This is a genomic window from Ruegeria sp. YTSC106, from assembly GCF_059609765.1.
The window spans coordinates 65,944-78,200 of the sequence record NZ_JBXWMI010000015.1 but is presented as its reverse complement, the minus strand read 5'-3'; the positions used below and the strand labels follow the sequence as shown (position 1 = coordinate 78,200).

11 protein-coding genes are annotated in these 12,257 nt (G+C 56.0%); 8 read left to right on the top strand and 3 right to left on the bottom strand.

What is annotated here, in order from left to right:
- Window positions 1–78: 78 nt before the first annotated feature.
- Window positions 79–1,980 carry a cytochrome c3 family protein gene (locus AC2FEB_RS18465; RefSeq protein WP_496676032.1) on the bottom strand — a complete coding sequence of 634 codons (1,902 nt, stop codon included), beginning with the start codon at window positions 1,978–1,980 and terminating at the stop codon, window positions 79–81.
- Window positions 1,977–2,843, bottom strand: coding sequence for a YihY/virulence factor BrkB family protein (locus tag AC2FEB_RS18460; RefSeq protein WP_117868890.1), 867 nt, complete (start codon window positions 2,841–2,843; stop codon window positions 1,977–1,979). Before AC2FEB_RS18460 ends, AC2FEB_RS18465 begins: the two co-directional genes overlap by 4 nt.
- A gap of 170 nt (window positions 2,844–3,013) precedes the next feature.
- Here AC2FEB_RS18460 and AC2FEB_RS18455 point away from each other — a divergent pair, with 170 nt between their 5' ends.
- The 8 genes from AC2FEB_RS18455 (at window position 3,014) to AC2FEB_RS18420 (ending at window position 11,452) form a co-directional block, all read left to right on the top strand.
- Window positions 3,014–4,099 carry an AI-2E family transporter gene (locus AC2FEB_RS18455; RefSeq protein ID WP_117868889.1) on the top strand — a complete coding sequence of 362 codons (1,086 nt, stop codon included), beginning with the start codon at window positions 3,014–3,016 and terminating at the stop codon, window positions 4,097–4,099.
- A 3-nt stretch (window positions 4,100–4,102) separates the two neighbouring features.
- Window positions 4,103–5,215: an acetoin utilization protein AcuC gene (locus AC2FEB_RS18450; protein ID WP_496676035.1), complete on the top strand. Its 1,113-nt coding sequence runs from the start codon at window positions 4,103–4,105 to the stop codon at window positions 5,213–5,215.
- Window positions 5,216–5,331: 116 nt separating this feature from the next.
- Window positions 5,332–6,309 carry an AAA family ATPase gene (locus AC2FEB_RS18445; RefSeq protein ID WP_496676037.1) on the top strand — a complete coding sequence of 326 codons (978 nt, stop codon included), beginning with the start codon at window positions 5,332–5,334 and terminating at the stop codon, window positions 6,307–6,309.
- Window positions 6,310–6,326: 17 nt separating this feature from the next.
- Window positions 6,327–7,274, top strand: a complete 948-nt coding sequence (locus AC2FEB_RS18440) for a DUF58 domain-containing protein (RefSeq protein ID WP_496676040.1) — start codon at window positions 6,327–6,329, stop codon at window positions 7,272–7,274.
- Complete coding sequence (locus AC2FEB_RS18435; RefSeq protein WP_117868885.1) at window positions 7,271–7,744, top strand: DUF4381 domain-containing protein; 474 nt, start codon at window positions 7,271–7,273, stop codon at window positions 7,742–7,744. Before AC2FEB_RS18440 ends, AC2FEB_RS18435 begins: the two co-directional genes overlap by 4 nt.
- The gene (locus AC2FEB_RS18430; protein ID WP_496676042.1) at window positions 7,744–8,727 is read left to right on the top strand and encodes a VWA domain-containing protein; all 984 of its coding nucleotides are present in this window, start codon (window positions 7,744–7,746) and stop codon (window positions 8,725–8,727) included. The genes AC2FEB_RS18435 and AC2FEB_RS18430 overlap by 1 nt, the downstream gene beginning before the upstream one ends.
- A 2-nt stretch (window positions 8,728–8,729) precedes the next feature.
- Window positions 8,730–10,226, top strand: coding sequence for a VWA domain-containing protein (locus tag AC2FEB_RS18425; RefSeq protein ID WP_496676044.1), 1,497 nt, complete (start codon window positions 8,730–8,732; stop codon window positions 10,224–10,226).
- A complete protein-coding gene (locus AC2FEB_RS18420; protein WP_496676046.1) occupies window positions 10,223–11,452 on the top strand; it encodes a hypothetical protein in 1,230 nt (409 codons plus the stop codon). Before AC2FEB_RS18425 ends, AC2FEB_RS18420 begins: the two co-directional genes overlap by 4 nt.
- Before the next feature lie 3 nt (window positions 11,453–11,455).
- Here AC2FEB_RS18420 and AC2FEB_RS18415 read toward each other — a convergent pair whose 3' ends face one another.
- Entirely contained in the window at window positions 11,456–12,136 is a 681-nt protein-coding gene (locus AC2FEB_RS18415; RefSeq protein ID WP_496676049.1) for a Crp/Fnr family transcriptional regulator, read from the bottom strand.
- Window positions 12,137–12,257: the final 121 nt, after the last annotated feature.

The following is a 12,257-nucleotide window of genomic DNA, read 5'->3' as shown; positions in this document are numbered from 1 at the left end:
CTGAACAGCACACCTGAAATGTTGTTAGCGAGGAATCTTGCCGTGAAGATGGAGCAAATCGGGCACGTATATGCCGGTTCAGGGGCTGAGTTGTTGCGACAATTGCCGCAGTGCCGGATCATCGGGCAACTTGTCCAATGCCTCTTGCAAGGCGGCACGCGCAGCTTCCGGACCGCGATTGATCTGCACCAATTGCACGAGCATAGGCCACGCCTCGGCCCGCTGCGGGTCCAGCGTCACAACTTCGCGAAAGGCCTGTTCCGCCGCAGGAGCGTTGCGAAGCGTCAACGCCATGCCCCCCAGTACAAGGTGGGTTTCCGGGGCATCCAGCCTATTCGAGATCGACTCCTGCCATTCTGACATGCCCTTCCCGGTCAAAGTCCGTTGCTGAGGTGTCAAAGCCTGCGGAGGAATACTCAGGAACTCTTTGGCGGCAGCGATGCGCACGTTTCGCAGAGGGTCAGACAATAAGGGCTCAAGTCTTTGCACCTGATCTGTCGCGCTGGCCTGACGCTGTAGCGCCACTGCATTCGCTCGTATCAGCGGGTCATCTTCTTGCAAAAGCGGCGCCGTGACAGCGGCCATCTCAGGCGAGCCAAACGGCTGCATAAGATATGCGGCGGTCGCTCTCACAATCCCCGGCTGCGACGCATCCATTGCAACGGAAAGCAAACCCTCGGGCGTGTTGAGCTGCCCTTCGGTCGCAGCCTTGAAAACCGTCCCGTAATGCGCGCTCCGATTTGGCGAGCCTGGGAACCAATCCTTTATCTGGTCGGCAGCCCAAGCTTGATCTTCGCCCTGATGGCAGTCTGTGCAGGCATCAACGCCCAGCCCCAGATCCGGTCGTGGTATGCGAAAGCTGTGATCGCGTCGACCGTCGACACGCATGTAGGTCCGCTCGATCATATGGCAGCTTTTGCACTGCGCCCCTTCGCTGTCTGCCGGATGTTTGTGATGCTCGGGGGTGTCGTACTCTTTGGGGTCAAGGGTCGGGAACTCCGGATTTCCGGCGGGTGAATGGCATTGCGTGCAAACTCCATTTCCTTCGGCCTTCAACTCTGCGCTGTGCGGTTCGTGACAGTTCATGCATCCCACGCCCTGCGCGTACATCTTGGATTGCAGGAAAGATCCATAGACGTAAACCTCATCCAGTATCTGCCCGTCAGGATGATACGAACCGGGGCGCAGCACAGCCAGATTATACGCATCATGATACGGGGTTCCCGGAACCGGGTTTCCATTGCCATGCGCCTCGCGCCGGGAATGGCATCCGGCGCATTGCTGTATTTCTTCTTCGGTCCGCCCTTTGCCCCAACTCATCAGAAAGCCGGCATCGCCCAGGCCATCTGAAGACCCCTGTTCTTGGACCCAATCGATATGTGCAGACCCCGGCCCATGGCAGGCCTCGCACCCGACCCCGATCTCGACCTGTTGAGAGGTGTAGGTTCTGGTTTGAGGATCGTAGTTTTTTTCAAATCCCGTGGCGTGACACTCGGCGCAGCGCGCGTTCCAGCTCTTGTAGGGGCCCGTCCAATGCAACCCGTCATCAGGCGGCAGGTCCTGATCAGGATACAGGTGATACCAGCGCTTTTGCTCGGTATCCCAAACCACGTCAAAACTTTGCAACCGGCCCGGTTCAGTCTCAAAAAGGTATTGCTGCAAGGGTTCGATTCCAACGACGGAATGAACGTCATACTCCGTCGTTACACCGTCCTTTTCCGTTACACTGGCCGAGAACCTGCCTGCCTCACGTTTGAACTGGACGGCCATACCGTCATGATCGAACCGGGTTCCGTCAAAATCGGCCGCAAGAGTGTCGTCAGTGGTATCTGTCCACGCCAGCGCATGGTGTGACCCAGCCCAGGCTTCGGCTTCTTGCTGATGACAGTCGGTACACTGATCTGAACCTACATACTCTGGCGTCTGCGCCTGAATTTCGCCAGCGATTGCAAGGTAGGCCAGTATCAGGGCAAATCTCATGCCATATCTCCTTCAGAGGCTTTTTGCAGATCAATCAACGCACCATTGTATTCTGCCCCCAAAATCAGGATCGCTGAATAGAGATACAGGAAAATCAATGCCGCCATAGCCCCCGCCAATCCAGCATAGGTGGCGCTGTAGGTGGCGAACTGGCTGATATAAATTGAAAAAGCCCATCCACCGGCCGCCCACAAGGCCAAAGTCAACAGGACGCCGGGCAGAATTTGCATCAGGCTGTGCCTGCGGGTTGGCAGCACAAGATGTGCCAGAAGGACCGTGCCCGCTGGAACCGCCACGGTAAACGTCCAGCGCAGGCGATCCACTGAAAACCAGTTGGCCACGGCACCTTCTGTGTGTTCGGCCACCAGTTTCGTATAGACTGGCAAAACCACCTCGACCGCGGCGATGATCAAAATGGCCGCCCCGCCCAGAATGACCAGCACCAGGCAGAGCAGCCGGGTTTTCCAGAATGGCCAACTGTCCTCGTCGTGGTAGGCCTGGTTCATGGCTGCACGCACGGCGGCCACGCCGTTGGAGGCAAAATAAATCGCTAGCAGACCACCCAAGGTGATAACACCCGAGCCGGATCCGGCCAGAACGGCCCGCAGTTCGGCCACGATGGGATCGGCGACATCCTTGGGCCACGCTCCGAAAATCAGGTCAATCAACTCATCCGTGACATAGCCTTGCGACAACGCCCCTGCCAGCGCCACGGTGAACAGCACAAAAGGAAACAGCGCCATCATCAGCGACATGGCGACATGGCTGCTCATGACAAAGCCGTTCTTTCTGCTGAACCGGCGGATCGACAGCCAAAGCGCCTGAACTGGTCGGCCAAACAGGGGATTCGCGGCAGTGGTCATGCGGCAACCCTAACCTGCCGAAATAGAACACAGAACCCGTCATGAATATCTATTTGGAGAATGAGGGCCAACAAACGCCTGAACGCATTGCATAAACAAGACCTCGCGTGCAGGATTGGGTCACGCAGGATGGGAAATGGGCACTGCTTTTGCCAGACACAGGATACCGAATGACCCCGGATCAAAAAGACATCACGGTTAGACCCAGGCTTCGACTGTCCGTTGTCCGGGATACATGCATCATCGCGACACTGATCGTGCTGGGCCTCTATGCCGGTGCGAACTTCCTGATCCCGCTTGCCATGGCGCTACTGGTCAATGTTCTGATCATAGCGCTGAGCGATCGCGTCGTAGCCGTGACCCGCGCTCCGGTCTGGCTGGCCAATGTCGCCGGTGTGACCGTCGTTCTGGCGGGTTTGTTCATGATCATGTACGTGCTGGGCAGTCAGGCGACGCAATTTGCACGCTCCGTCAGCACCTATGAAAACCAGTTCGATGGTGCAGTCGAGCGTGTAACAGGACTGGTCGGCAACGACGTGACCACCTTCATTCGTGACAATCTGGTCAGTATCGACATGTCCTATGTCGCACGCGTATTGCTGGGCAGCGCCACCTCATTGTTGAACCAGTTTTTCCTGATCAGCCTGTATGTCGCCTTTCTGATGGCCGAACGACTGGCGTTTCGGAAAAAGATCCAGCTGGCGGCCGGAGATCCCGTCGCCGCAGCCGAGTTTTCCACCATGCTCGATGCGATTTCGGTCAGCTTGCAGCGTTATGTCGGCGTCAAAACCCTGATCAGCCTGATAACGGCAACCATCAGTTACACGGTTTTCCGCTCGCTTGGTCTGGAATACGCGGAAACCTGGGCCGTACTGACCTTTGCCCTGAACTTCATCCCCTCGATCGGTTCGATCATAGCCGTGTTTTTTCCGGCCATGATCGCACTTGTTCAATTCGAAACGATCATCCCCTTCCTGGTCATCGTGCTGGGATGTGGAACGATCCAATTCCTGATCGGCAATTTCCTTGATCCGGCCATGCTTGGTCGATCCCTGAACATGTCGACCTTTCTTGTCATTCTGGCCCTGACCTTCTGGACAACGGTCTGGGGCCTGATCGGTGCGTTTCTGAGTGTGCCTCTGACAGTATGCATCCTGATCGTTTTCAGCCACATCCCGGCACTTCGGCCGGTCGCCATACTGATGTCTCTGGATGGCAGGTTGGGCGAGGATAACAGTCAGGCCACAACAAGCTAGGTCATGAAGCGCCCCCTTTTCATCGGATCGGATATCTACCGCAACTCGACCTACGGTTCAAAGCACCCGCTGGCCATCCCGCGGGTTTCAACCGTCATCGATCTGTGTCGCGAACTGGGTTGGTTGACGTCCGAGAACTACCGCGTCAGCCCCTGCGCAAAACCCGGTGTATTGGAAACGTTTCATACGCCGGACTATATCGCCGCCCTGCAAAAGGCGGAAGCGGACCAGCATGTCACGGACGAAACACGGAAAAGATACGGTTTGGGGACTCTGTCGAACCCGGTCTTCGCCGAGATGTACCGCCGACCTGCAACCGCTGCCGGTGGTTCCATGTTGGCCGCCGAACTGATCCGGGACGGCGGGATCGTTTTCAACCCTGCGGGCGGTACACACCACGGCCTTGCGGACCGGGCGAACGGGTTTTGCTATCTGAATGATCCGGTTCTGGCGATACAGTCCCTTTTGAACACTGGCATAGAGCGCGTGGTCTATGTCGACATCGACGCCCATCATTGCGACGGGGTTGAACTTGCGTTTCACGGGTCGGACAGAGTCCGGATGATCTCGGTCCATGAGGCGCGGCGATGGCCGTTCACGGGCCAACTTGAGGAAGACGCCGGTGGCGCGGCCTTCAACCTGCCCGTTCCAAGACATCTGAACGACGACGAATTTGCCGCCATTCTGGATCAATTGATCCTGCCAGCGACCGAAGCGTTCAAACCGCAAGCGATTGTCCTGCAATGCGGAGCCGACGCCGTGGCCGAAGACCCGCTTTCGCGTTTGACCCTGTCCAACAACGCGCATTGGCGAACGGTCGCCGCGCTGAAGTCTCTTTCGCCTCGTTTTCTGGTTCTGGGTGGCGGTGGATACAATCCCTGGTCCGTGGGACGCTTGTGGAGCGGCGTTTGGGCCACCCTGAATGATTTCGAAGTTCCTGACACACTTGACGTCGGTGCACAGAAAATCCTGCGGGATCTGACCTGGAGCAGGGCCGCAGGACAGGCGCCTCAACCCCACTGGCTGGACAGTTTGCGAGACGCGCCAAACATCGGGCCCATACGACAGGAACTGAGGAACGATTTGCGCCACCTCACCGCCAGGCATTCACAGTAGATCGGTCCGTCAAAGCCTGCTAACATTCCGACATTTCGGGATATTCCTGACCGGCTTAACCCCTGTTCCGTTATCACTTCAATTCTTCCAGTTTGGCACCGATTGGACCACCACCCATGAATGCACTTAATCAGATACTTGATCTCAAGGCCCGCATGGGCCAGTCCATCATCGGGCAAACCGAGGTCATCGACCGACTGCTGATTGGGATGCTGGCCAACGGAAACCTTCTGATCGAAGGTCTGCCCGGATTGGCCAAAACACGTGCAGTCAAGGCGATGGCACGCAATCTGGATGCGGATTTCAGCAGGATCCAGTTCACGCCTGATCTGCTGCCTTCAGACGTGACGGGAACCGAGGTGTTTCAACAGAGTGATGAGGGCGGCACCTTTCGCTTTGAACCCGGTCCGATCTTTGCCAACATCGTCCTCGCTGACGAGATCAACAGGGCACCGGCAAAGGTGCAGGCCGCTTTGCTGGAAGCGATGGAAGAACGGCAGGTCACGGTATCTGGAACCACCCACAAAATGGAACCATTGTTCATCGTGATGGCAACCCAGAACCCCATTGAACAAGAAGGCACCTATCCCCTGCCCGAAGCGCAGATGGACCGGTTCCTGATGCATGTTCAGATCACCTATCCGCCGGTCGAGGATGAGGTTGAAGTGATCCGAATGGTACGGGGCGAGGAGATCGCGGCCGGGAAAGGCGCGTCAAGCGAGCCACCACCGACGATCCCGCAGGACGCCGTTTTTGCAGCGCGTTCGGAAATTGGGCAGATCCATGTTTCGGATGCAATGGACCGCTATATGGCCGATCTGGTTCAGGCGACCCGGACGCCTGCGGCGCTCAGCGAAGAACTGGCCAGCTGGATCGAAATCGGCGCCAGCCCGCGTGCCTCATTGGCATTGGACAAATGCGGTCGAGCGCATGCGTGGATGAACCAGCGCGATTATGTGGACCCTGCGGATATTCGAGCCATAGCACATGGCGTGTTCCGTCACCGCATCACGCTGAGTTTTGAGGCGCAGGGGAACGCCAAAACGGCAGATGACGTGATCGCGGAAATCCTGCGTCTCGTCGCGCTGCCCTGACGGTTCGGGTTGGCCGGGTGCATCAATCCTCAACATATCCCGATGATCCCCGCATTCACGTCAGTGCGGATCACCTCTTGCGTCTGGAACCGCATTCTCGTGCTCTGAGCTTTTTGCCACGTCAGCCCGCCCGGTCGATCCTGAATGGAACACACGCATCACGCCTGCGCGGACGCGGCCTGAACTTCGAAGAATTGCGAAACTACCAACCGGGCGACGATATCCGCACAATTGACTGGAAAGTCACGGCGCGAACCGGGGAGCCCCATGTTAGGGTCTATACCGAGGAACGAGACCGCCCTGCCCTGCTGCTGGTCGACCAGCGCGTTTCGATGTTTTTTGGAACAGAAGTGTACATGAAGTCGGTCATCGCTGCCGAAGCTGCCGCAATCACTGCGCATCGCGTTCTCGATCAGGGCGATCGTGTTGGAGGCCTGGTCTTCAGCGACACGAGCGTTGCAGAACACAGGCCACAGCGCCGCGCTGCGGCGCTTATGCGGTTTTTGTCATCAATCGGGGCTGCCAATTCGGCCTTGCACGCTGCCTTGAACCCGCAACCAACCGTGGCTTTGAATAACATGTTGTCCGAAGCCGCGCGTATGTCCCAAACCAACGGGCTGGTTTGCCTGTTTTCCGACTGTGACGGGCTTGACGAAAGATCGGAGTCCTTGCTGCGCCGTATTGCGTTCTCAAACGATCTGATCGTGTTCAATATTTCTGACAGAACAGCCAAGGTACTGGCGCCCAATCTGAAACTCACGGTCTCGGACGGGAAAGACCAGATCGAAATCGACAGCGCCGACCCCGAATTGTCCGGGAAAATTCGCAAATCCATGGAAGACAGGTTGAACCAACTGCATACTTGGTCCCGGCGATACGGTTTTCCGGTTGTTCCTTTGACAACGGCGGAACCTGCTCTGGATCAGTTGCTGTATCTGTTCGGGCATCGCGGGGGGCAGAAATGAGCATCGACACGACAGGGAAATCTCTGGTTGATCTGCTGAATATGCTCGAGCCGACACCAGAACCTGCGACTGTTTCGATGCTCCCGCAGACATGGGGGTGGTTGGCGCTGGCTGTTATTCTGGTTGGCTTTGTTGTACTAGTCAGTGTTGTTTTCGTCCGACGAAGACAGGCAAACGCGTATCGACACCATGCGCTGGCAGAGCTGGCAAACCCGGATATCACGTCGGCAAAAGTTGCCGAAATCCTTCGCCGCACCGCGTTGGTCGCATATCCGCGCAGGCAAGTCGCAGGAATTCATGGGAATGATTGGCTGAATTTCCTTTCGCAAACATCTGATGATACAATCTTTTTATCTGACATTGGGCAATCACTGATCGAAGCGCCGTACAAGGACCTTCCGCCAAACCGCGCCTTGACACAACTTGCTCGGCATTGGGTCAAGTCCCATAAACTGCATCGGGGAACGTGATGGTTTCCTTTTCTGCACCGTGGGTGTTTTTGCTGCTGCCGCTGCCGGTGCTGGTCTACGCCATTGCTCCACCCCGGCGGGAAACAACCGCGTCTATTCGCATTCCGTTTTTCCGCCGCGTTGCGCAAGCAGCAGGCGCCGAGCCGAAATCCGGGTCAATGATCCGCAGCCGTGCCTGGCTTCAAACCGCCAACGTGGTATTGATTTGGCTTCTGCTGGTTCTGGCGCTGGCCCGTCCGGAACGATTGGGCGACCCCATCGTTATAGAGAAATCTGCCCGAGATGTGGTTTTGGCGCTGGATATCTCTGGCTCGATGGATCAGCGGGACTTCGAGTCCGGGTCCGGTACACCGATGCAAAGGCTGGAGGCGGTCAAAGAAGTTCTGAAACAGTTCATCTCTGAAAGAGATGGCGACAGGATGGCGTTGATCATCTTCGGAACACGCGCGTTCATTCAAGCGCCCTTCACGGAAGATCTGAACAGTTTGAATGGGTTCCTGGACCAAACTCAAGTTGGCATGGCGGGTCCGAACACAGCTTTGGGCGATGCTATCGGACTTGGCATTCGAACCTTTGAGTCCAGCGAGGTTGAGCAACGCCTGATGATCGTACTCAGCGATGGCGCCGATACATCCAGTCGCATGACACCGGTCAATGCCTCGGCAATTGCTGCGGAAAAGAACGTGGTTGTCTATACGATTGGTGTCGGAGACCCGAATGCAACGGGTGAAGATCGTGTGGATTTGGAGGCTTTGAAGGACATAGCCGCGCGTACGGGCGGAGAGTATTTCTTTGCCGACGACGCCTCGGCCCTCGAACAGACCTATGAACGCATTGATGAACTAAACCCCAGAATTGTGGAAACACAAAGCTATCGGCCCAAACATAGCCTTGCCCATATTCCGTTACTATTTGCGTCGATCGTCATTATGGTCAGTATGGCCGGGTTCCATTTCACCCAGCGGCACCGCGGGGTCGTCTGACAATGGATCTGGCTGATTTCCATTTTATCCGAGGCTATTACCTGCTGCTTCTCATCCCCATCCTTGCGCTGTGGTGGAGGATCAGATCCAAACCGCTGGCAAAAACCAAACTGCCGACAGGGATCGCCCCGCATCTTGCAGAAGCCTTGTTGCTGGGCAAAGAAGACACCCGGCGCACGCAGCCCATTGATGTTGCGATGATCATTGCAACGCTTGTCATATTTGCGGCCTCAGGTCCAACGTGGTCACGCGCACCCAACCCGCTGATCGCGGACACTGCCCCGTTGGTGATCGCTCTCAAAGTCACCGATAGTATGGAAAGCTCGGACCTTGCGCCATCCCGGCTGGATCGGGCACGGTTCAAGATTTCCGATCTGATCAACGAACGCGCCGGTGCTCGAACCGCCCTGATCGCATATGCAGGAACGCCGCACCGAGTTGCCCCGTTGACAGAAGACGCGAATATACTCCGTCCGTTGCTTGAGGGGTTGACACCCGCGGTAATGCCGAAGGATGGCGATGCCGCAGCCGATGCGCTTGAGTTGGCTCAGTCCATTCTGAATGACAGCGATAGCCCGGGCGCTGTGTTGTTCGTGCTCGACGACCTCGATCCATCTCAGGTATCTGGGTTAAGCTCCTCGAATACTGAAATTTTCTTTCTCACTATGCTGCCTGTCGGTGGTCGAATTGCTCAGTTGGACAACATCCAAAATGCATCGGTGGTGGCGTTTTCGAACGACGACCGGGACGTCACTCAGCTGACGCGCCGTATTCAATCAGCCTATACTGCCGCCCTGGATGACGATGATCGCCTGGACTGGCAGGATAAGGGCTGGATTCTGGCCTGGCCTGCTGCACTGCTGTCTCTGCTGTGGTTCCGAAAAGGCTGGGTGGTCCGATGGGCAATTCTGGCTTTGATTGTGTTGCCCACATCCGGAGCACGCGCAGAAGGATGGAGAGACTGGTTTTTCACCCCCGACCAACAAGGCCAGATTGCGATGAACCAAAAACGGTTTGGTGAAGCGGCTGAGGTGTTCGAAGACCCATATCACAGGGGGTATGCCTATCTCAGGGATGGTCAATACGCCGAGGCATCGTCCGTTTTTTCCAAGCTGGACACGCCGGAAGCTGCGTTTGCCGAAGGTATGGCCCGAATAAGAAACCGCGAATATCGCCCAGCCATATCGGCGTTCGAGGCAGCTTTGGAACGTCGTCCCAACTGGCCTGAAGCCCAGCATAATCTCGATGTATCCAAAGCCATCCTGGACTATGTCGAAACGACGCGCGAACAGTCCGATACAGGGGAAGAGGCTGGCATCGGTGCAGATGATACGGTGTTTGACAACGACGCAGCACGCGGCAGTGACACCACGGTTCAAGCCGCCAAAGACGGGCCGCAGTCACTGTCCGCCGACCAGTGGATCAGTATGATCGACACCGATATGCAGGATTTTCTGAAAAACCGTTTCCTATTGGATAATCAGGAGCAAACAGAATGAGATACCTTGCTGTCTTGATTCTGTTTCTGCCGCTTACCGTGTCTGCTCAGGACAGCTCAGCTTATCAACCTCGGGTGTCAGTAGACGTCCCGAACGAAGCCGTCATCGTAGGCCAACCCGCAATTGTTCGCATCAAGGTTCTGGTTCCGACCTTCATGCCGCAACCGCCCACCTTTCCATCACTGGAGCAGCAAAACATCCTGGTTCGCCTGCCTGAAAGGGCTTCGGGTCCGGTAAGCGAAACGGTGGACGGAGAGACGTGGTCGGGGGTGCAGCGCAGTTATCGCCTGTATCCGTTGGCACCAGGACCGGTCGCGTTCGAAGCGCAAGAGGTTGTCGTGACATTTGCCGATCCGCAGTCCAATGAACCGGTCCAGGTTTCGGTGACGCTTCCTCCCATACAGCTCAATGCAGAAATCCCAGATGGTGCTCAAGGGCTTGACCCGCTGATCATCGCAACCGGTTTCTCTCTTGATCAGAAGCTGGACGGCCCGACCGATATGCAGGCAGGCGATTCCATCACGCGTGAGATAAGCGCGCAGATCTCTGGCACCACAGCTCTGACAATCCCAGCGTTGACGCCGCAAGATCAAAGCCCACTGCTTCGTGCCTATCCCAAAGAGCCCCGGTTTTCAGAAACAGAAGACCGAGGCGTCCTGTCCGGGCAACGTGTCGAAGAAACCGTGTACATCGCCCAAGATGGCGGCGACATACAATTGTCGGCGGTTTCGATCGACTGGTTCAATCTGGACACCGGTCAGATCGAAACGGCATCACTTACCCCGAACCAGCTTACACTGGCTCCCCCCAAACGACAGCCGCCTGACGCGCGAACCATCCTCAAGTCCGCTCTTTTTCTTTCCGTTGTTGTATGTGCGCTTTGGGCTTTTGGGCGATTTCTGCGCCCTCGCTATGAAACCTGGAAAATTGAACGGCAGCGCAAGTACCTTGCCTCGGAAAAATATGCCGTCGATTCACTGCGAGCAGCTTTGCAATCGCGAAACTTGCCAGCGGTTTATCAGGCATTGGATCTCTGGAAGTCACGTAGCGCTCACCCTGAGCGTTCCCTGGATCTTGAACGCAATCTGATGCAGATCGGTGCAGTGCGGTATTCATCGACCACCACAAACGACCCGGAAGACTGGGACGCTGCCATGCAAAACCTAAGTGCGTTGAACAGCTCAAAAGAACGAAAGAGCGAATCCTTGCCGCCACTCAACCCCTAGGTTTCAACTTTGACAGCTGCTGATCAGTTTGCGCCTGTTGATCAACCTCAGTCGGCCATAGCCCAATTCCACGAGGCCCAGATCCGCCAGGTGATGCAGATGTCGGTGCAACGTCGGCTGAGATACCGCAACCATTTCAGCAAGTTCTTCCTGAGACACGACAATCCACCCATCTGATTTCAAAGTGCCTTCGTCAAGATGCAACAGACGCAGCACCAGACGCTTTTCAGACCCCGTAACCGCAAGGTTGGCCATGATGCGCAGTGCCGTCTTCATGTTTTCATGGGTCAACGCATAAAAATCACGAATGTATTCCGGATTTTTCTGAACCAATCTTTCCACGCGGAAACTGGGAAAAAACAACGTGCGGGTCTTTTGCGTTGTCACGACGCTCACCAGTCGTTTCGCCTCGGCGAAAAGCGCAAGATCCCCGATCCAGAAACCCGATCCATCCTGATGCAAGACAAATTCCTGTCCGTCATCGGCAGGTGCGGTGATCTGAAGCGCGCCTGAAAGCACCGCGAAAATACCATTGGCCCGGTCGCCGTGGTGGTAAAGGGTTTCTCCGGAATCGAAGGCTCTGTGAATTGCGACGGTCATAAGATCATTCTGAAACTTTGAATCGCGCGCGCCAAACCAGTCGGTTTGGGTCAGAATCCGCATATCCTCATCAGAATCAAACATTTGTATCTTTCAAAATGATCATATGATAAGTTTTCGATACGTTTCATCGCATAAAATAGCTGTGTTCGCTGCTCGAACAAGTATCTGTTTTTTATTCGGGCAATCAACAACTTGCTTGCAG

Excerpts from the sequence above, each read along its gene's own strand:
- AC2FEB_RS18465 (WP_496676032.1), bottom strand. The coding sequence starts at position 1,980 with ATGAGATTTGCCCTGATACTGGCCTACCTTGCAATCGCTGGCGAAATT.
- AC2FEB_RS18460 (WP_117868890.1), bottom strand. The coding sequence starts at position 2,843 with ATGACCACTGCCGCGAATCCCCTGTTTGGCCGACCAGTTCAGGCGCTT.
- AC2FEB_RS18455 (WP_117868889.1), top strand. The coding sequence starts at position 3,014 with ATGACCCCGGATCAAAAAGACATCACGGTTAGACCCAGGCTTCGACTG.
- AC2FEB_RS18450 (WP_496676035.1), top strand. The coding sequence starts at position 4,103 with ATGAAGCGCCCCCTTTTCATCGGATCGGATATCTACCGCAACTCGACC.
- AC2FEB_RS18445 (WP_496676037.1), top strand. The coding sequence starts at position 5,332 with ATGAATGCACTTAATCAGATACTTGATCTCAAGGCCCGCATGGGCCAG.
- AC2FEB_RS18435 (WP_117868885.1), top strand. The coding sequence starts at position 7,271 with ATGAGCATCGACACGACAGGGAAATCTCTGGTTGATCTGCTGAATATG.
- AC2FEB_RS18430 (WP_496676042.1), top strand. The coding sequence starts at position 7,744 with ATGGTTTCCTTTTCTGCACCGTGGGTGTTTTTGCTGCTGCCGCTGCCG.
- AC2FEB_RS18425 (WP_496676044.1), top strand. The coding sequence starts at position 8,730 with ATGGATCTGGCTGATTTCCATTTTATCCGAGGCTATTACCTGCTGCTT.
- AC2FEB_RS18420 (WP_496676046.1), top strand. The coding sequence starts at position 10,223 with ATGAGATACCTTGCTGTCTTGATTCTGTTTCTGCCGCTTACCGTGTCT.
- AC2FEB_RS18415 (WP_496676049.1), bottom strand. The coding sequence starts at position 12,136 with ATGTTTGATTCTGATGAGGATATGCGGATTCTGACCCAAACCGACTGG.